The organism is Mesorhizobium sp. BH1-1-4 (assembly GCF_020165665.1).
Lineage (GTDB): Bacteria > Pseudomonadota > Alphaproteobacteria > Rhizobiales > Rhizobiaceae > Mesorhizobium.
Genome location: NZ_JAIUIN010000011.1, coordinates 145,288 through 164,189 on the forward strand (window position 1 = coordinate 145,288; position 18,902 = coordinate 164,189).

16 protein-coding genes are annotated in these 18,902 nt (G+C 63.4%); 10 read left to right on the forward strand and 6 right to left on the reverse strand.

Annotation, left to right across the window (positions count from 1 at the left end; all coding sequences use genetic code 11):
• Nucleotides 1-19 precede the first annotated feature (19 nt).
• Nucleotides 20-1,705, reverse strand: coding sequence for a GMC family oxidoreductase (locus tag LB569_RS20000; RefSeq protein ID WP_224693789.1), 1,686 nt, complete (start codon nt 1,703-1,705; stop codon nt 20-22).
• Nucleotides 1,706-1,863: 158 nt separating this feature from the next.
• Here LB569_RS20000 and LB569_RS20005 point away from each other — a divergent pair, with 158 nt between their 5' ends.
• Both LB569_RS20005 and LB569_RS20010 read left to right on the forward strand, forming a co-directional pair.
• The gene (locus LB569_RS20005; RefSeq protein WP_224693790.1) at nt 1,864-2,790 is read left to right on the forward strand and encodes a LysR family transcriptional regulator; all 927 of its coding nucleotides are present in this window, start codon (nt 1,864-1,866) and stop codon (nt 2,788-2,790) included.
• Nucleotides 2,780-3,043 carry a hypothetical protein gene (locus tag LB569_RS20010; protein ID WP_224693791.1) on the forward strand — a complete coding sequence of 88 codons (264 nt, stop codon included), beginning with the start codon at nt 2,780-2,782 and terminating at the stop codon, nt 3,041-3,043. The genes LB569_RS20005 and LB569_RS20010 overlap by 11 nt, the downstream gene beginning before the upstream one ends.
• Here LB569_RS20010 and LB569_RS20015 read toward each other — a convergent pair.
• Nucleotides 3,013-3,795 (reverse strand): hydroxypyruvate isomerase family protein, encoded by a 783-nt coding sequence (locus LB569_RS20015; RefSeq protein ID WP_140709789.1) that lies wholly within the window; start codon nt 3,793-3,795, stop codon nt 3,013-3,015. The genes LB569_RS20010 and LB569_RS20015 overlap by 31 nt on opposite strands.
• A gap of 132 nt (nt 3,796-3,927) precedes the next feature.
• Entirely contained in the window at nt 3,928-5,475 is a 1,548-nt protein-coding gene (locus LB569_RS20020; RefSeq protein ID WP_224693792.1) for a helicase HerA-like C-terminal domain-containing protein, read from the reverse strand.
• Nucleotides 5,476-5,800: 325 nt separating this feature from the next.
• Here LB569_RS20020 and LB569_RS20025 point away from each other — a divergent pair, with 325 nt between their 5' ends.
• The 3 genes from LB569_RS20025 to LB569_RS20035 all read left to right on the forward strand — a co-directional run bounded on the left by LB569_RS20025 (nt 5,801) and on the right by LB569_RS20035 (nt 9,564).
• A complete protein-coding gene (locus LB569_RS20025) occupies nt 5,801-7,243 on the forward strand; it encodes a methylmalonyl-CoA mutase subunit beta (protein WP_224693793.1) in 1,443 nt (480 codons plus the stop codon).
• Complete coding sequence (gene scpA / locus LB569_RS20030; protein WP_224693794.1) at nt 7,240-9,360, forward strand: methylmalonyl-CoA mutase; 2,121 nt, start codon at nt 7,240-7,242, stop codon at nt 9,358-9,360. Before LB569_RS20025 ends, scpA begins: the two co-directional genes overlap by 4 nt.
• A gap of 63 nt (nt 9,361-9,423) precedes the next feature.
• Nucleotides 9,424-9,564: an AbrB/MazE/SpoVT family DNA-binding domain-containing protein gene (locus LB569_RS20035; RefSeq protein ID WP_224693795.1), complete on the forward strand. Its 141-nt coding sequence runs from the start codon at nt 9,424-9,426 to the stop codon at nt 9,562-9,564.
• Between the two features lie 103 nt (nt 9,565-9,667).
• On the opposite strand, the gene greA is transcribed toward LB569_RS20035, so the two are convergent.
• On the reverse strand, nt 9,668-10,141 hold the full coding sequence (gene greA, locus LB569_RS20040; protein WP_224693796.1) for a transcription elongation factor GreA: 474 nt from the start codon (nt 10,139-10,141) through the stop codon (nt 9,668-9,670).
• Between the two features lie 110 nt (nt 10,142-10,251).
• On the opposite strand from greA, the gene LB569_RS20045 reads away from it, so the two are divergent.
• On the forward strand, nt 10,252-11,628 hold the full coding sequence (locus LB569_RS20045) for a TIGR03808 family TAT-translocated repetitive protein (protein ID WP_224693797.1): 1,377 nt from the start codon (nt 10,252-10,254) through the stop codon (nt 11,626-11,628).
• A gap of 9 nt (nt 11,629-11,637) precedes the next feature.
• Here LB569_RS20045 and LB569_RS20050 read toward each other — a convergent pair whose 3' ends face one another.
• A complete protein-coding gene (locus tag LB569_RS20050) occupies nt 11,638-12,642 on the reverse strand; it encodes an asparaginase (protein ID WP_224693798.1) in 1,005 nt (334 codons plus the stop codon).
• A gap of 27 nt (nt 12,643-12,669) precedes the next feature.
• The gene (locus LB569_RS20055; protein ID WP_095791453.1) at nt 12,670-13,836 is read right to left on the reverse strand and encodes an acetyl-CoA acetyltransferase; all 1,167 of its coding nucleotides are present in this window, start codon (nt 13,834-13,836) and stop codon (nt 12,670-12,672) included.
• Between the two features lie 197 nt (nt 13,837-14,033).
• On the opposite strand from LB569_RS20055, the gene betI reads away from it, so the two are divergent.
• The 4 genes from betI to betA all read left to right on the forward strand — a co-directional run bounded on the left by betI (nt 14,034) and on the right by betA (nt 18,885).
• Entirely contained in the window at nt 14,034-14,618 is a 585-nt protein-coding gene (betI, locus tag LB569_RS20060) for a choline-responsive transcriptional repressor BetI (RefSeq protein ID WP_224693799.1), read from the forward strand.
• 91 nt (nt 14,619-14,709) lie between these two features.
• Complete coding sequence (gene betC / locus LB569_RS20065; protein ID WP_224693800.1) at nt 14,710-16,239, forward strand: choline-sulfatase; 1,530 nt, start codon at nt 14,710-14,712, stop codon at nt 16,237-16,239.
• Complete coding sequence (locus tag LB569_RS20070; RefSeq protein WP_411970240.1) at nt 16,239-17,240, forward strand: threonine/serine dehydratase; 1,002 nt, start codon at nt 16,239-16,241, stop codon at nt 17,238-17,240. Before betC ends, LB569_RS20070 begins: the two co-directional genes overlap by 1 nt.
• A complete protein-coding gene (gene betA / locus LB569_RS20075; protein ID WP_224693802.1) occupies nt 17,233-18,885 on the forward strand; it encodes a choline dehydrogenase in 1,653 nt (550 codons plus the stop codon). The genes LB569_RS20070 and betA overlap by 8 nt, the downstream gene beginning before the upstream one ends.
• The last annotated feature ends 17 nt before the right edge of the window (nt 18,886-18,902 follow it).

Genomic DNA, 18,902 nt, shown 5'->3' on the forward strand with positions numbered 1-18,902 from the left:
CTCTTGGTTGGTGTCTGTGTCATCGCGCGTCGTTGATGATCCAGCGCGCCGCCTTTTCGGCGATCATCATCGTCGGGGCGCTGGTGTTGCCGCTGGTGATCGTCGGCATCACGCTGGCGTCGACGACGCGCAAGCCCTCGATGCCGCGGACGCGCAACCGGCTGTCGAGCACGGCCATCGCGTCATCGTCGCGGCCCATCCTGGCGGTCCCCACGGGATGGAAGATGGTGTTCGCGATGTCGCCCGCGAGCTTGGCGAGATCTTCATCGCTCTGGAATTCGACGCCGGGCTTCCATTCGACGGGATTGTATCTTGCAAGCGCCGGCTGGCCGACGATCGACCGGATCTGCCTGATGCTGTCGGCGGCAATCTTGCGATCTTTCTCGGTGCTCAAATAATTGGGCGCGATGGCCGGCGCTTGCCCGCGTTGCGCGGAGCGGACCCGCACGCTGCCGCGACTGGTTGGGTTGAGGTTGCAGACGCTGGCGGTGAAGGCCGGTATGGTGTGCAGAGGTTCGCCGAACGCGTCGAGACTGAGCGGCTGAACATGATATTCGAGATTGGCATGCGCCTGGCCGGGATCGGAGCGCGTGAACGCGCCGAGTTGCGATGGCGACATGCTCATCGGTCCGGTACGCTTCAAGGCGTATTCCAGCCCGATCATCGCCTTGCCGGCAATGCTGTTGGCGAGCGTGTTGAGTGTTCTGGCATTGGTGACCTTGAAGACGGCGCGGATCTGCAGGTGATCCTGCAGATTTTCTCCAACGCCTGGGAGATCAAGCTCGACATCGATACCGGCACCTCCGAGAACTGCCGCCGGGCCGATGCCCGAGAGTTGCAATATCCGTGGAGAGCCAATCGCCCCCGCCGACAGAATGACCTCACATTTCGCTTGGACCGATATCTGCTGGTCGCGGCGGCGGAGGAACAAGCCGGTGCAGCGCTTGCGACCATCCGGCCCGGTTTCGATGCACAGCCTGTCAACTTCGGCTTGCGTCCAGATCACCAGGTTGCGGCGATGGCGGACCGGTCGCAAAAAGGCTTTCGACGTGTTCCACCGCCAGCCGGATTTCTGATTGACCTCGAAGTAGCCGACACCTTCGTTGTCGCCGCTGTTGAAATCCAAGGATCGGGGGATGCCCGCCTGGACAGCGGCATCGGTGAAGGATTCGAGAATGTCCCATTTGAGACGCTGCTTTTCGATGCGCCACTCGCCGCCATGGCCATGCATGTCGGAAAACCGGCTGTTGTCGCCGGTGACTGGGTCGGCGCCGTTGTCGAGGCGATAGTGATCCTCATGCGCCATGAAGTCCGGCAGGGCGTTTTGCCATGACCACTCCCCGTCGCCGGTGATTGCCGCCCACTGATCGTAGTCGCGAGACTGGCCGCGCATGTAGATCATGCCATTGATCGAGGAGCAGCCGCCCAGAACCTTGCCCCGGGGATAGCGCAAGGAGCGACCGTTGAGACCCGCCTCGGGCTCGGTGTTGTAAAGCCAATCGGTACGCGGATTGCCAATGCAGTAGAGATAACCCACCGGTATGTGAATCCAGGGGTAAGTGTCATTCCGGCCAGCCTCGATCAACAGAACCCGCCTGGCGGGATCGCTGCTGAGACGGCTGGCAAGCAGGCATCCCGCCGATCCGGCTCCGACCACTACGTAGTCGAAATCTTCAGTATCCGAGCGAGCGCCCCGCGCCTTCATTCCAGTCAATCCTCCGCGAGATGCAATGCCAGAAGCGGACAAATTCTTATAATTCTCGTCATCGTCGCCGGCTTGAAACTCTACCTGTTGTCAAAATGCGTCTGTAAATTCATCGAATCCAATGATAAATGGCAGAGACCATCATAACGAGAATTTATATGGATCATCTGGATATCAGGTTGGTCAAAGCGTTTGTCACCGTGGCTCAGGAAGGCAACGTTACCAAGGCGGCCGAATTGCTGCATCTCACCCAGCCTGCCGTCAGCCTTCAACTTAAACGGCTTTCCCAGCAAGTCGGCGTGGCATTGTTCCATCGGACCGCGAGCGGACTTGAATTGACGCGCGATGGTGCGTTGCTCGCGGCGAAGGGCCAGCAGGTGCTGGCCCAGGCAGCCGAGTTCAGGCAGACCGCTAGGCATCTCGGCACGAAGCTACGCGGCAGACTCAGGATCGGCACGATCATCGACCCCGAATTCACCCGCCTGGGCGCGTTTTTGCAGGCTCTCGCCGAAAGCGGCCCGGGCATCGACACGGAACTTCGGCAAGGCATGAGTGGCGAGGTCGCCATCCGGCTGAAGCGAAACGAACTGGATGTCGGCTTCTTTCTCGGCGATCTCGACGACTTCGGCACAAGCACCGATGCCGCGGATACGGAACCCGAGGCCCAGTTCTTCATCAAGCGCTTGTCCAGCATGACGTATCGCGTCGTGGCGCCGCCCGGCTTTGCCGGCATGGTGGCGGGACGGGACTGGAAGGAGCTTGCCGAGCTTCCATGGATCGGCACTCCGCCGGCATCGGTCCACAACAGGCTGCTTGCGAGGCAATTGGGCGGCATCAAGCAGAATATCGTCGCCCTCGTCGATCAGGAAACCTCGATGCTGGCGATGGTTCGGACCGGGCTTGGGCTGAGCCTCTGCCGCGAATCGATCGCGCTCAACGAACGACAGGCGAACGGCCTGGTTATCGCGGACAGGGTCAAGCTGGAAACCAGCCTGGGTTTTGCCTGCTTGTTCGCGCGGCGATCCGATCCCAATGTCGCCCTGGCCTTCGACGTCATTGACCGGATCTGGCGCGGTGAACATTAAAGCCTTTGATTTTATGCATGTCGTCTTCCCAAGACCGAGGTCACTTTTGAGCGACATGCATTTGACGCTCCGCGCATCCATTGGTGAGAAGAAGCGGCCTTCGATCGGCAGCGTGTCGACGCCGGCCGCATCGGCCGCCACTAAGTTTTTTCCGCACGCTTTCATCGCGTGGCTGTCGGCAACGATAGCCGGATGGCGTTCCTGGGGACTGTTGCTGTTTCCTCAGGTGGTGAAAGCATCGCGGAAGGCCTGAAGCGCTGCTTCGGGATCGCCGGAGGCGAACGCCTCCATGGCGACCGGTCCCCGGTAGCCCATATCCTTCAACGCACGGGCAATGCCGCTATAGTTGATCTCGCCGGTGCCGGGCTCCAGGCGTCCGGGCACGTCCGCCACCTGCACCTCGCCGATCCAGGGCAGGCAGGCGCGGCAGAGCTCGATCAGGTTCCCCTCGCCGATCTGCGCATGGTACAGGTCGAGATTGAGGCGCAGGCCCGGCCGGTTCACGCTCGATACCAGTGCCAGCGTATCCTCGGCGCGCCCGAACGGCACGCCGGGATGATCGACCGGCAGATTCAAATTCTCCAGCGTGAAAGTCACGCCCTCCGCCTCGGCGAGGTCGGCGACGCGGTTCAGCGTGTCGCGTGCCTTGAGCCACATCGCGCCGGTAACGGTCTCGCACGGCGTGACCGGCAGACCGCCCTCGCCCAGGCCCGTTCCGTGCAGATTAAGCCGGGCGACGCCGAGGCGCTTGCCGACGGCCGCCGTCTCCTTCGCCGTCCTCAAGAGTTCGGCGGCACCCTCGTCATCGGCGAGCCGGCCGCGGAGATAGCCATTCATGATCGAGAAGGTGGCGCCGGATCTTTCCAGCATCGCAAGATCGTGATCTGGCCAGTTCCAGAGGCCGACCTGAAAACCCATTTCGGTCAGGCGCTTGACGCGGAACTCCATCGGCCTGTCGCGCCACAGCATCTCGGCGCAGGCCGCAAGGGTAAAAGTGTCGGGCATATCAGACCTCGATGTAGGCACAGCCATTCGACTTTGGTTTTGCGAGTTTGAGATTGACAGGGCTGTGCTTCACCGATCCGGCCGTCGAAGACGCGATTATGCTTCGGAGCAGTCCCCGCGTCCGGCCGCTGCTCAACGTCCGCGCGAGAGGCTGCCCAGGATGCCGCGCACGATCGCGCGCCCGACCGACGAGCCGACCGAGCGCACCACCGATTTGATCGCGGCTTCCGCCACCGTCTGGCGATTGGAGGGGCGTGGCGCCGGAGCCCGGCGGCCACCGGACTGCGGTGCTGGATCGTCATTGCCGAAGCCGGGAATGGTCCAGCGCGAGCCGCCGCTGCCGGCCTGCTGTGCCTGCGCTTCGGCGTCCTGCGCCTCCTTGGCCTTCTTCTGCAACATCTCGAAAGCCGATTCGCGATCGATGACCTGGTCGTACTGGCCGATAACAGGGCTTTCCCCGATCAGCTTCTGCCGTTCGGCGGGGGTTATGGGCCCGAGCCGCGAAGACGGCGGGCGGATCAGCGTGCGCTGGACCATGGACGGAATGCCCTTGGCCTCCAGCGTCGAGACCAGCGCTTCGCCGGTGGCGAGCTGGGTGATGGCGGTGGCGCAGTCGAAATCCGGATTGGGCCGGAAGGTTTCGGCCGCCGTCCTCACCGCCTGCTGCTCGCGCGGCGTATAGGCGCGCAACGCGTGCTGCACGCGGTTGCCGAGTTGGGCCAGGACCTTCTCGGGAATATCCAAGGGGTTCTGCGTGACGAAATAGACGCCAACGCCCTTGGACCGGATCAGGCGGACCACCTGCTCGACCCTGTCGATCAGCACCTTCGGCGCTTCGTCGAACAAGAGGTGGGCCTCGTCGAAGAAGAAGACCAGCTTCGGTTTGTCGGGATCGCCGACCTCGGGCAGTTCCTCGAACAGCTCCGACATCAACCAGAGCAGGAACGTCGCGTAGAGGCGCGGATTCATCATCAGCTTGTCTGCGGCCAATACGCTGATGGCGCCGCGGCCGTCGCGGGTCGTGCGCATGATGTCGGCAATGCGCAATGCCGGCTCGCCGAAGAAGTTTGTCGCCCCCTGCTGTTCCAGCACCAGCAAGGTGCGCTGAATGGCCCCCACCGATGGCTTGGTGACGTTGCCGTAACGGGCGCTGATCTCTTCGGCACGCTCGGCGATGTTGGCGAGCAGCGCCTGCAGGTCTTTCATGTCGAGCAGCAGCAGCCCTTCCTCGTCGGCGATGCGGAAGGCAATGTTCATGATGCCTTCCTGCGCGTCGGTCAGGTTCATCAGCCGCGACAAGAGCAGCGGCCCCATTTCCGAAATGGTCGCGCGGATGGGGTGGCCCTGCTCGCCGAACAGATCCCAGAAGATGACCGGGAACTCCTGGAAGTCGTAAGGGTCGAGCTTCACCTGTTCTGCCCGCTTGACCAGGAAATCCTGCGCGGTGCCCATCATGGCGATGCCGGAAAGGTCGCCCTTGATGTCGGCGCAGAAGACCGGCACGCCGGCGTTGGAAAATCCCTCCGCCAGGATCTGCAAGCTGACGGTCTTGCCGGTACCGGTGGCGCCGGTCACCAGACCGTGGCGATTGCCGTATTGCAGCAGCAGGTTTTCGGCCCGCTGATAGCTGTCGTCGGGCTTGCGGCTGGCGCCGATGAAAATACTGGTGTCGTCAGCCATATGTCGGGTCTCCGCAAACTGATGTGTCCAAAGCCAGCCTTTGTCCGAAGGTATAGTGAGGCTGTCGCACAGCGACAATGACAATTGTCCAAAGCGGGGCCAATCATCCAATCGGCGCCGATCGCCGAAATCGGATTTTTGGAACTTGCGAATTTCGATGGTGTTTGGCAATCGTTCATGGTCGTCCACGCAAGCCGACCTATATCAGGAGGGTCGAATATCAGGTGGATCGAATTCAGACCCGGGACGTGCATTGCGATAACCGAACCGGGACCGTAGACTGAACTGCCCCGGGCTGGTGCGGTTGCATAAACGAGGAAGATGAATGGGCGCCGGAGCCTTGACCAGGGATGTTGAGCCAACCAATGCCGAGCGCCAGCGATGGCTGGCCCTGGCGGAGAAGGCGTTGGCCGGCGCATCCTTCGAGGAAAAGCTGGTCTCGCACACCGACGACAACATCCGCGTCGAGCCGCTCTACGACCGCGCGACGGGAGCCGAACCGATCGTGCGCGCCAATGCCCAATCGCCATGGATCGTCAGCCAGCGCGTTGACGACCCCGATGTCGACCGCGCCAAGAGCCAGGTCCTGGAAGACATCGCGCAAGGCGCGACAGGGCTGTCGCTTGTCTTCGAAGGTGCTCCGAACGCCTTCGGCTACGGCCTGCCGAGGACGGCGCAAGCATTGGAGACGGTGCTGGATGGTGTGCCGCTCAACCGGGTCCAGATCCGCATCGATACCCACCCCTGGAGCCGGCCCATGGCGGACTGGCTGGTGGCGTTCCTGAGCAAGCGCCGGTCCGATCCGGCGAAGCTCAACCTCTCCTTCGGCATCGATCCGGCGGCGATTCTGGCCGGCACTGGCCGGCTGCGCATGTCGATCGAGGCGCTGCAGGAATCGATGCCGCAATCGCTGGCACATTTCTTCTCGATGGGCGTGCCCGGCGTGCTTCTGGAGGCGGACGGTCGCGTCTTTCACAATGCCGGCGCCACCGAAGCGCAGGAACTCGGCATCATGCTGGCTTCGGCGGTCTCGTATCTGAGAATGTTCGAGAAGGCGCGGCAACCGCTGGTCTATGCCGCGCCGCATATCGGCTTCGCGCTCAGCGTCGACCAGGACCAGTTCCTGTCGATGGCCAAGGTACGGGCCCTCCGCAGGCTCTGGGCGCGTGTGCAGGAGACCTGCTCGATCCCCAATTCCACGGCCAACATCCATGCCGAGACATCATTTCGCATGATGACGGCCGCGGACCCCGAAACCAACATCCTGCGCACGACGATCGGCTGCTTCGCCGCGGCGGCGGGAGGCGCCGATTCGATCTCAATCCTGCCGCATACGATCGCGCACGGCCTGCCGGCGGCTTTTGCCCGCCGCGTCGCGCGCAACGCGCAACTGATCATGGCCAATGAAAGCCATGTCGATCATGTCGTCGATCCCGCCTATGGCTCCGGCGCCGTCGAAGCGCTGACCTCGGACCTTTGCGAAGCCGCGTGGGCGGAATTGCAGGCGATCGAGGCGGAAGGCGGCGTGCTTTCCAGCCTCCGGGGCGGACATATCCAGCAGCGCGTCCGCACTGCCGCCGCCCAGCGCGGCATTGCCTTCAAGTCAGGCGAGCGGGCCATTGTCGGCGCCACGCTTTACTCCTTGGAAAGCGAGCGTCCGGTCGAGACGCTGGACGCGGAGAAGCGGCCTGCCTTCACCGAGGGCGTCGTCCTGTGCGAGCCGCTGTCGCCGGTCCGCATCGATCAATCCATCGGGGCCGCTTCTTGATTCCGGATTTCAGTCAGATCGGCTGGGTGCCACCGCGCCGCGCACCGGTCGAAGTCAAGGGACAGCGGACGACGCCGGAAGGCCTCGTCGTCAAGCATCTCTACAATCAAGGCGACCTCAAGGGATTGCCGCATCTCGACACCTATCCGGGCCTGCCGCCCTTCGTGCGCGGCCCCTACCCGACCATGTATGTCCAGCAACCCTGGACGATCCGGCAATATGCCGGCTTTTCGACCGCCGAAGAGTCCAATGCGTTCTACCGGCGCAACCTTGCCGCCGGCCAGAAGGGCCTGTCGGTCGCCTTCGATCTCGCCACCCATCGCGGCTATGACTCGGACCATCCACGCGTCGCCGGCGATGTCGGCATGGCGGGCGTGGCCATCGATTCCATTCTCGACATGCGGCAGTTGTTCGACGGCATTCCGCTCGGCGAGATGACGGTGTCGATGACGATGAACGGCGCGGTGTTGCCGATCATGGCGCTCTACATCGTCGCGGCCGAAGAGCAAGGCGTCGCGCAGAAGGATCTGGCGGGGACCATCCAGAACGACATTCTGAAGGAGTTCATGGTCCGCAACACCTACATCTATCCGCCGAAGCCCTCGATGCGGATCGTTTCGGACATCTTTTCCTACACCTCGAAGAACATGCCGAAGTTCAACTCGATCTCGATCTCCGGCTATCACATGCAGGAAGCCGGCGCGACCGCCGATCTGGAGCTCGCCTATACGATCGCCGATGGTATCGAATATGCCCGGGCCGGCGTCGCGGCGGGGCTCGACATCGACCGTTTCGCACCGCGCCTGTCCTTCTTCTGGGCGGTCGGCATGAACTTCTTCATGGAGGTGGCCAAGCTCAGGGCCGCGCGCCTGTTGTGGGCGACGCTGATGAAAAAGAATTTCGCGCCGAAGGACGAGCGCTCGCTGTCGCTGCGCACCCATTGCCAGACGTCCGGCTGGTCGCTGACGGCGCAGGACCCCTACAACAACATCATCCGCACCATGATCGAGGCGATGGCGGCGACCCAAGGCCATACGCAGTCGCTGCACACCAACTCCTTCGATGAAGCCATGGCGCTGCCGACCGACCATTCGGCGCGCATCGCCCGCAACACGCAGCTCATCCTGCAAAAAGAGTCCGGCACCACGCGCATCATCGATCCGTGGGGCGGTTCGGCCTATCTCGAGCGGCTGACACATGACCTGGCGGCGCGTGCGCTTGCCCATATCGAGGAGGTCGAGGCGCTCGGCGGCATGGCGGCGGCGATCGAAAAGGGCATACCCAAACTGCGCATCGAGGAAGCAGCGGCCCGCACGCAGGCGCGCATCGATTCCGGCGAGCAGATGCTGGTCGGCGTCAATGCGCATCGCCCCGAGAACGACATCGAGGTCGACGTGCTGAAGATCGACAATGCAGAGGTCAGGGCCCGGCAACTGTCGAAGCTGCAACGGCTGAAAGGCACGCGCGACGTCGCCGCCGTCGAAAGCGCCCTCGACGCGCTGACCCAAGCCGCGCAGGGCGAGGACAATCTGCTGGAGTTCGCCATCCGCGCCGCGCGCGCCAATGCCACTGTCGGCGAAATCTCGTTCGCCTTGGAAAAAGCCTATGGCCGCCATGTGGCCACGGTGCAGACCATTTCCGGTGTCTACCGCAAGGCGCTCGGCGACAATCCGGTGGTCGACCGGCTGCGGGACAAGCTCGATGCCTTCGAAAAGAGAAACGGCGGCAAGCCGCGTATTCTCGTGGCCAAGATGGGACAGGACGGCCACGACCGCGGGCAGAAGGTGATCGCGACGGCCTTCGCCGATCTCGGCTTCGACGTCACCGTCGGCGCCATGTTCCAGACACCGGAAGAGATCGCCAGGTTGGCGATCCAGCACGACGTCCACATCATCGGCGCCTCATCGCTGGCAGCGGGCCACCTGACGCTGATCCCCGAATTGCGCGACGCGCTGAAGAAGCTCGGCCGCGGCGACATGCTGATCGTGGCCGGCGGCGTCATCCCGCCGCAGGACTATGATGCGGTGCTGAAGGCTGGAGCGGTGGAGATTTTCCCGCCGGGGACGGTCATCCCTGAAGCGGCGGAGCGGCTGCTGGATCGGCTGCTGGCGCGTTGAGCGAAACATTGTAGCGCCAGCAAGGTTGTGTCACAGTGACGAACGCAACCAAGGGTAACGGCGGTGAAGACTATTGTCCGTAAGCTCAACGACGGATCAGGTGTAGTGACCTTGCCTCAGGAAATGCTGGACAACCTGAACATGCGAGTAGGCGATCAATTCCAGATCATCGAAACCGATGACGGCGTCATTCTAGACCGGTGAGAAGTGACGACGTCGAACGGCAGATGCGCGCTGCTCGTGATGTCATGGACCAGTATGAGGCCGCTTTGCGAAGGATGGCCAAGTAGACGGGACGTAGCTTGCGTCAGCCATCAGAGAGCTTGACGATTTCCCATTCCTTGCCGTTGACGCTGGCCACGTCGCCAACCTTCTTGCCGAACAGCGCGACCGCCATCGGCGAGACATGCGAGATACTGCCCTTGGCCGGATCGGCTTCGTCCTCGCCGACGATCTTCCAGTGCACCTTCCTGCCGTCGTCACTTTCCAGCGTGACACCCATGCCGAAGCGGACGACATCGCTGCCGGGTTCCGGCACGGAAAGCTCGGCGTTCTCGCGCCGTGCCGTCCAGTAGCGCAGGTCGCGCGACACGACCGCGATGCGCTCGCGGTCGGCCTTCCGCTCCGCCTTCGCCAGGATATCGCGCAAATCGGCCAGATTGTCCTCGATCTGCGCCAGACCGTGCTCGGTCACCAGATTGCGGTGCGTGCTGATCGGCCGCTCGCCAACGCCGGCGATGGCGTTTTCGCTGTCTTCCTCGCGGGTGAAAGCTCTGCTCATTCCTTGAACTTAGGCGCCGAGTGCCTGCTCGGCAAGCCGTCGCCTCCGAGCTGCCCGAGGTCTGGCATGATTCCTGCGATGCCAGGGCTGAACACTGGGATTGTGTGCCGATGCTGAACAGACGAACGCTGCTGACGCAAACCGCCGGCTTTGCCGTCATGGGCCTCGCGCTCGGCAAGGCGGCGGCCGCCAGCCTGACCGGCATCGAGAAAGCCTCGATGCGCGGCTCGATCAATGCCGCGGAACTCGGCGTGCAGCCCGGTACGTTTGACGACCAGAGCAAGGCCTTCGCCAAGCTGCTGCGCGACGCGAACGGCCGCGACATGCCGGTCTTCCTGCCGCCCGGAACCTATGTGGTGTCCAATCTCGCGCTGCCCGGCCGCGTGCGTCTTTCCGGCGTGCCGGGCGCCACACGGATCGTCTATGGCGGCGACGGCCATCTGTTCATGGCCGAACAGGCCGACCATATCGAGCTCAGCGGGCTGGTGTTCGACGGCGCGAACCGCCCGATGGGCGACTACGCGCAAGGGCTGCTCGATCTGCGCCGGGTCGCGCATCTCGTGGTGGATAACTGCCAGATCACAGGCAGCGGCAAGAACGGGCTGGCGCTGGAACACGCGGCGGGCCGGATCGAGCGTTCGGACATATCCGGGGCGGCGGACGCCGGTATTTATTCGGTCGAAGCCGGAGGGCTGGCGATATCAGGCAATACTGTCTCCGATTGCGCGAATGGCGGCATCCTCGTGCACCGCTGGCAAGCAGCGGAAGACGGCACCATGGTCAGCGGCAACCGCGTCGAACGCATTGGCGCGCGCAGCGGCGGTACAGGCCAGAATGGCAACGGCATCAATGCCTTCCGCGCCGGCAATGTCGTCATCTCGGGCAACGTGGTTTCGGACTGCGCCTTCTCGGCGATCCGCGCCAACAGTTCCAGCAATCTGCAGATATCGAGCAATACCTGCTCACGCTCGGGCGAAACGGCGGTCTATTCCGAATTCTCCTTCGAGGGCGCCGTCATCGCCAACAACATCGTGGACGGCGCGGCCAACGGCATCTCGATCGTCAACTTCAACGAAGGCGGGCGCATGGGTGTCTGCTCGGGCAATATCGTGCGCAATCTGTCGACATCAGGCCCCTACACTGCGGACCCGCCCGGTTTCGGCGTCGGCATCGCCGTCGAAGCCGATACCGTCGCGTCCAACAATGTCATCGAGAACGCGCCACTCTACGGCATGTCGATCGGCTGGGGGCCATATCTGCGCAATGTCGTGGCCACGGGAAACATCATTCGCAAGGCAGGCACCGGCATCGTCGTAAGCGTGGTCGAGGGTGCCGGCACCGCCGTCATCTCCGACAATGTCATCGACGGCGCGTTGAACGGGGCGGTCGTCGGCCAGCGCTGGGCCGAGCCGGTCACAGCGGATCTCACCCAGACCAGCAGCAGCGGTTACGCGCACCTGACCGTCGAGCGCAACCGCGTCAGCTGATTGCCACCTTCAATTCAAGGCCGGCGTCGGCCTCAGCGCCCCGACCTTGGCGCCATTCCGGCTTTCGATGGGCGCGTTCGCCAGTTCAAGCAGTTTCGCGGCCAGGGTTTCGTCCGTCCGCAACAGCCTGGCGAGGACGGCGGCGGCGATTGCATCGCCGGCGCGCCCGGCACCATCATCGCATTTGACCGCTATACCAAGGCCGAGTTCGGGAATTGCGGCACAATGGACACCCTCGGCTCCGCCTTTGGCAAAAATCCGTCCGGGAGCGGCTTCCATCAGCAACAGGTCCGCACGGCCGGTGCCCGCGACGAAGAACGGCTCCGCCATGCAGGCCGAAAGCAGCCGCTTCGCGGCCTTCGCCCGCTCCGGGCCAAACCCGTTTGTCGTCGCCATGCGGGCAAAGCCGAGGGCAAAGCTCCTGAGCGGCACCGCATAGGTCGGGATCGAGCAGCCATCGGTCGCGCGTTCGTCGGCGCCGTGGACAGCGCCGGTGACTGACTGCATGGCGTCGCGCACCATTTCCTGCAAGGCGTGCCCAGGCTTGACGTAGCCGCGATGCCCGATGCCGGAATGGACGCAGGTGCAGAGGAAGCCGGAATGTTTGCCGGAACAATTGTTGTGCAACGCGTTCGGCAAGCCGCCGGCACGCGCTAGCGCGATCTCGGCGTCATGGTCCGAGGGCCAGTGGGTGCCGCATTCGAGCGCCGACCCGTCCAGCCCGGCCCTGGCCAGCATGGACCGCGCCAGGTCGACATGCGCAGGCTCGCCGGAGTGAGAGGCACAGGCCAGCGCCAGTTCGCGGTTGCCGAAGCCATAGGCATCGGCGGCACCCGTTTCGACCAGCGGCAGGGCCTGGATGGCCTTGACCGCCGAGCGCGGAAACACCGGCCTGGAGGTGTCGCCGATCTCCAGGACCGGCTTGCCGTCGGCATCGAAGATGGCGACGGCGCCGCGATGGGCGCTCTCGACAATCGCGCCGCGCAAGACTTCGATCAGAACCGGATTGGCCATCTCACCTCCCGTGAATGCCGGGGCGGTTTACCTGATCCGATCAAGAATGGAAACGTAGTTGGCGACGGCCGCGCCGCCCATGTTGAAGATGCCGCCCAGTTTCGCGCCCGGCACCTGGATGCCGCCGGCTTCACCGACAAGCTGCATGGCGGTCAGGACATGCATGGAGACGCCGGTGGCGCCGATCGGATGGCCCTTGGCCTTCAGACCACCGGAGGGATTGACTGGCAGGCGGCCGTCTTTTGCCGTTGTGCCATCCAACGCCAGCTTGGCGCCCTCACCGGGCTTGGCCAGCCCCATCGCCTCATATTCGATCAATTCGGCGATGGTGAAGCAATCATGCGTCTCGACGAAGGAGAGATCGTCGAGCGTCACGCCGGCATTCTTCAAAGCGCGGGTCCAAGCCTGCTCGCAGCCTTCGAAGGCCAGGATGTCGCGCTTCGACATCGGCAGGAAATCCTGCACATGTTCGTTGGCGCGGAAGGCTACGGCGCGGCGCATCTTCAGGGCTGTGGCCGTGTCGGCAAGGATAAGGGCTGCCGCGCCGTCTGAAACCAGCGAGCAGTCGGTGCGCTTCAGCGGACCGGCGACGAAGGGGTTTTTCTCGCTCTCCTGCCGGCAGAATTCATAGCCGAAATCCTTGCGCATCTGCGCATAGGGATTGTCGACGCCGTTCTTGTGGTTCTTGGCGGCGATCATGGCGAGCGCGTCCGACTGGTCGCCATAGCGTTGGAAATAGGCCTGCGCGATCTTGCCGAAGACGCCTGCAAAGCCGGCCGGCGTCTCGCCGTCCTCGGGCAGATAGGACGCCTTGAGCAGGTTCTTGCCGATTTCGGGTCCTGGCGTCGTCGTCATCTGCTCGGCACCGACCACCAGCACGATGCGGGCAGCGTTTGCATCGATGGCGCGAATGCCCTGCCGGACGGCCGCCGAACCGGTGGCGCAAGCGTTCTCGACGCGCGTCGCCGGCTTGAAGCGCAGCCGGTCATCGGCCTGGAGCACCAGGCTCGCGGTGAAATCCTGCGCCGAAAAACCGGCGTTGAAATGGCCAAGCACGATCTCGTCGACTTCGTCCGGGCCGATGCCGGCATGATCGAGCGCGTCCGTCGCCACCTTGACGATCAGATTTTCGAGCGTCTCGCCCTCGAGCTTGCCGAAGCGCGAATGCGCCCAGCCAACGATGCATGCTGTCATGGCGGTCTCCATCCTTGGCGCCAGCCTTTGCCCGTGGCTCGCAGCGCACTTCGCCTTTATTGTTCAAATATAAACATTCTTGCCCGGACCGTGAAGGGCCGCAACCCAACAATCGCTTGGTGCAGGTCGCGTCGGCATCGATTTTTTATTGATTGACGCGTCAATAAAAAATAATCTCCCGCAAAATCGGGAACAACATGCCTAAAGTCGGAATGGAGCCGTTGCGCCGCAAGGCGCTCATCGACGCGACGATCTCGGCGATCGGCGAGCGCGGCTCGCTCGACGTGACCATGTCCGAGATCGCCGGACGCGCCGGTGTGTCATCGGCGCTTGCCCATCACTATTTCGGCGCCAAGGACGAGCTGCTGTTCGCGACGATGCGGCACATCCTGACCGAACTGACTGTCGACATGCGGCAGGCATTGCGTTCCGCCGGGACCGCGCGCGAACGCGTCTCGGCCGTGGTCGCCGTCAATTTTTCCGACATGCAGTTCCAGGCGGAGACCATCGCCGCATGGCTCGCTTTCTATGTCGAAGCGCAGCAATCGTCCTCGCTGCGGCGGCTGCTCAGAATCTACGCAAGGCGGCTGCATTCGAACCTGATGAGCGGCTTGATCGGTATCCTGCCCAGGACCGAAGCCGACCGCGCCGCGGAAGCGACGGCGGCAATGATCGACGGCCTCTATATCAGGCGCGCGCTGAAGGATGGCGTGCCCGACGCCGCGACCGCGATCGCGTTGGTCGAGGACTATCTCGAAACCAAACTTAAAGCACGGCAATGAGACGCGCTTTAAGTCTCTCTTTTTATGCATGTCGTTGTCCCAAAACCGCGGCGCACTTTTGGGCGACATGCACGAGCGGACGGCACAAACAGTGACAGCGAAGCGACCCAATTTCCTGATCGTCATGGTCGACCAGCTCAACGGGACCTTTTTCCCGGATGGGCCGGCGGAATTTCTGCACACGCCGCATCTGAAAGCGCTGGCCGCGCGTTCGGCGCGCTTCGCCAACAATTACACCGCCTCGCCGCTCTGCGCACCGGGCCGCGCCTCGTTCATGAGCGGCCAGTTGCCGTCGCGCACCGGTGTCTACGACAATGCGGCCGAATTTGCCTCGTCGATCCCGACCTTCGCCCATCATTTGCGTGCCGCCGGCTACTACACCTGCCTATCGGGCAAGATGCATTTCGTCGGACCGGACCAGTTGCACGGTTTCGAGGAGCGGCTGACCACCGACATCTATCCGGCGGATTTCGGCTGGACGCCGGACTACCGCAAACCCGGAGAGCGCATCGAGTGGTGGTATCACAATCTGGGTTCGGTGACCGGAGCCGGTGTCGCCGAGACCACCAACCAGATGGAGTATGACGACGAGGTCGTGTTCCTCGCGTCTCAAAAACTCTATCAGCTTTCGCGCGAACAGGACGATGCCAGCCATCAGCCATGGTGCCTCACCGTCTCGCTGTCGCACCCGCACGATCCCTATGTCGCGCGCAAGCAATATTGGGATCTCTACGAGCATTGCCAGGCGCTGGACCCGGAAACCGGGTTCATCGCGCATGACGATCAGGATCCGCATTCGCAGCGGCTGTACCATGCCAGCGACTATCCCTCCTTCCAGATCACGCCCGAGCAGGTGCGCCGTTCGCGGCGCGGCTATTTCGCCAACATCTCCTATGTCGACGACAAGCTCGGCGAGCTGCTGGATGTTCTGACGCGAACGCGCATGCTCGACGATACGATCATCCTGTTCTGCTCGGATCACGGCGACATGCTGGGCGAGCGGGGCCTGTGGTTCAAGATGAGCTTCTTCGAAGGGTCGGCGCGGGTGCCGTTGATGATTGCCGGCAAGGGTATTCATGCCGGGCTGATCGAGGCGCCGGTCTCCAATCTCGACGTGGCGCCAACGCTTTGCGACCTTGCCGGCATGGACATCGGGGCGATCGCGCCTTGGACCGACGGGCAGTCGCTGCTGCCGCTGACCCATGGCGGGCAGCGCACGGCACCGGTGCTGATCGAGTATGCCGCCGAAGGGTCCTATGCGCCTTTGGTGGCAATCCGCGAGGGCCGCTACAAATTCGTCCATTGCGAACTCGATCCGCCGCAATTGTTCGATCTCGAAGCCGATCCGCTGGAGCGGAAAAATCTGGCCGACGGCCCCGCCAATGCGGCGTTGGTGGCCGCGTTCACGGGTAAGGTCAGGGCGCGTTGGGACATGGCCGGTTTCGACGCCGCCGTGCGCGAGAGCCAGGCACGCCGCTGGGTAATCTACCCGGCGCTGCGCAACGGCGCCTATTACCCCTGGGATTTCCAGCCGCTGCAGAAGGCGTCCGAGCGGTACATGCGCAATCACATGAACCTCGACAATCTCGAAGAGAGCAAAAGGTATCCGCGAGGCGAATGATGACAGACCTTCTCGTTCCCACACTCGACCTTCTCAAACAGGCCTATGCCGTCACCTCCATGGCGACGCAGATCACGCCGCTGCTGGAATCGGCGGCGCTGGCCAGGGAAACCGGCGCGGCCCGGGTCTTCATCAAGCCGGAATCGCTGCAATGGGCCGGATCCTTCAAGGTTCGCGGCGCCTATTGGCGGCTGAAGCGGCTTTCGGCCGACGAGGCACGCAAGGGTGTCGTGGCCTATTCCTCCGGCAATTTCGCGCAAGGGCTGGCGGCCGCCGGCCAGGCGCTCGGCATTCCAGTCACTATCGTCATGCCGATCGACGCACCGGCCGCCAAACGTGATGCGACATCAGGCTACGGCGCCCGCGTCGTGCTGACCGATCATGGCGACCGCGCGCGTGAAGAGGTAGCAGCCGCCAAGGCGCGCGAAATCGCGGAAACCGAAGGGCTGGCCTTGCTGCATCCGTTCGACGATCCCGAGATCGTCGCCGGCCAGGCGGGCGCCGGACTCGAGGCGCTCGATCAGTTGTCGGCAAAGGACGCCAGCGCCGATCTCTTGTTCTGCTCGGTCGGCGGTGGTGGATTGATCGGCGGCGTTTCGCTGGCCTTCCATTATCTGTCGCCCGCCACCGAGATCATCGGCGTCGAGCCCGAAGGGTTCAACGGCATGGGTTCGTCGCTGGCGCATGGCTCGATCGAGACCATGCCGATCGGCCCGAAGTCGATCTGCGACGGGCTGATGTCGCGCCGTCCCGGTGATGCGCCCTTCGCCGCCGTCAAGACCGCCGGCGTGCGCGGCATCACCGTAGACGATCAATCGGTGCGGCGGGCAATGAAGATCGCCTTCGAGCGGATGAAGCTGGTGCTGGAGCCTTCGGGCGCGGCGTCGCTGGCTGCACTGCTCGGCGGCAAGGTGGATGTCAGGGACAAGACCGTCCTTGTGGTGGCAACCGGCGGCAATGTCTCGCTCGCCGATTTTATGGCGCATATGAACGATGCTTGAAGCGGATTTCGTCATCATCGGCTCGGGCTCCGCCGGTTCGGCCATGGCCTATCGGCTGTCCGAGGACGGCAAGCATTCGGTCATCGTCATCGAGTTCGGCGGCACAGACATGGGGCCGCTGATCCAGATGCCGTCGGCGCTGTCGATCCCGCTCAACATGAGCCTCTACGACTGGGGATTCGCCAGCGAGCCGGAGCCGCATCTGGGCGGCCGCGTGCTGGCGACGCCGCGCGGCAAGGTAATCGGCGGCTCGTCCTCGATCAATGGCATGGTCTATGTGCGCGGCCATGCCCGCGACTTCGATCATTGGGCCGAACAGGGCGCGGCCGGCTGGGGCTTCGCCGACGTGCTGCCCTACTTCAAGCGGATGGAGGATTCGGACGGCGGCGAGGACGGCTGGCGCGGGCATGGCGGCCCGCTGCATGTGCAGCGCGGCTCGCGCCGCAATCCGCTCTATGGCGCCTTCGTCGAAGCGGGCCGGCAGGCAGGGTTTGAACTGACCGACGACTACAATGGCGCCAAGCAGGAAGGCTTCGGCCCGATGGAGCAGACCATTCTGGGCGGCCGCCGCTGGTCGGCGGCATCAGCCTATCTGAAGCCGGCGCTCAGGCGCAAAAACGTGAGTCTGGTCAAAGGCTTCGCACGCCGGGTGATCATCGAGAATCAACGCGCCATCGGCGTCGAGATCGAAGCTCACAAGCAGATTCAGGTCGTTAAGGCGCGACGTGAAGTCATCGTCGCGGCATCGTCGATCAATTCGCCCAAGATTTTGATGCTGTCTGGCATCGGCCCGGCCGGGCATTTGCGCGAAAACGGCATTGCCGTCGTGGCCGACCGGCCCGGCGTCGGCGGCAACCTGCAGGACCATCTGGAGCTCTACATCCAGCAGGAATCGACCAAGCCTATCACCCTGAATTCAGTGCTGAACCCGTTCTCCAAGGCGCTGATCGGGGCGCAATGGCTGTTCTTCAAATCGGGCCTGGGCGCCACCAATCATTTCGAGGCGGCCGCCTTCGTGCGCTCGCAGGCAGGCGTCGACTATCCCGATATCCAGTACCACTTCATCCCGGCGGCGGTGCGTTATGACGGCAAGGCGGCGGCCAAGTCGCATGGGTTCCAGGCGCATGTCGGGCCGATGCGCTCGAAGTCGCGCGGCTCGGTGACGCTGCGCTCGCCGGACCCGAAAGCGAAGCCGGTCATCCGCTTCAACTACATGTCGCATCCTGACGACTGGGCGGAGTTCCGCCACTGCATCCGGCTGACCCGCGAAATCTTCGGCCAGTCGGCCTTCGATGCCTATCGTGGAGAGGAGCTCTCGCCGGGCCGCCATGTCCAGTCGGATGACGATCTCGACGTCTTCATCCGCGACCATGCAGAGAGCGCCTACCATCCGTGCGGCACCTGCCGGATGGGCCATGTCGATGATCAATCAAGCGTGGTCGATCCGGAGTGCCGGGTCATCGGCGTCGACGGATTGCGGGTCGCCGACTCCTCGATCTTCCCGCGCGTGACCAACGGCAACCTCAATGCACCATCGATCATGACCGGCGAGAAAGCCTCCGATCACATCCTTGGCCGCACGCCGCTCGCGCCGTCCAACCAGGAACCGTGGATCAATCCGCGCTGGCAGGCGTCTGACAGATAGGCCATGATCCGCCGATA

What these genes read in the sequence shown, in the direction of transcription:
- LB569_RS20000 (WP_224693789.1), bottom strand. Translation starts at nt 1,705, where the DNA reads ATGAAGGCGCGGGGCGCTCGCTCGGATACTGAAGATTTCGACTACGTA.
- betI (WP_224693799.1), top strand. Translation starts at nt 14,034, where the DNA reads ATGCCTAAAGTCGGAATGGAGCCGTTGCGCCGCAAGGCGCTCATCGAC.
- LB569_RS20015 (WP_140709789.1), bottom strand. Translation starts at nt 3,795, where the DNA reads ATGCCCGACACTTTTACCCTTGCGGCCTGCGCCGAGATGCTGTGGCGC.
- LB569_RS20070 (WP_411970240.1), top strand. Translation starts at nt 16,239, where the DNA reads ATGACAGACCTTCTCGTTCCCACACTCGACCTTCTCAAACAGGCCTAT.
- greA (WP_224693796.1), bottom strand. Translation starts at nt 10,141, where the DNA reads ATGAGCAGAGCTTTCACCCGCGAGGAAGACAGCGAAAACGCCATCGCC.
- betA (WP_224693802.1), top strand. Translation starts at nt 17,233, where the DNA reads ATGCTTGAAGCGGATTTCGTCATCATCGGCTCGGGCTCCGCCGGTTCG.
- LB569_RS20020 (WP_224693792.1), bottom strand. Translation starts at nt 5,475, where the DNA reads ATGGCTGACGACACCAGTATTTTCATCGGCGCCAGCCGCAAGCCCGAC.
- LB569_RS20050 (WP_224693798.1), bottom strand. Translation starts at nt 12,642, where the DNA reads ATGGCCAATCCGGTTCTGATCGAAGTCTTGCGCGGCGCGATTGTCGAG.
- LB569_RS20025 (WP_224693793.1), top strand. Translation starts at nt 5,801, where the DNA reads ATGGGCGCCGGAGCCTTGACCAGGGATGTTGAGCCAACCAATGCCGAG.
- LB569_RS20045 (WP_224693797.1), top strand. Translation starts at nt 10,252, where the DNA reads ATGCTGAACAGACGAACGCTGCTGACGCAAACCGCCGGCTTTGCCGTC.
- LB569_RS20055 (WP_095791453.1), bottom strand. Translation starts at nt 13,836, where the DNA reads ATGACAGCATGCATCGTTGGCTGGGCGCATTCGCGCTTCGGCAAGCTC.
- LB569_RS20005 (WP_224693790.1), top strand. Translation starts at nt 1,864, where the DNA reads ATGGATCATCTGGATATCAGGTTGGTCAAAGCGTTTGTCACCGTGGCT.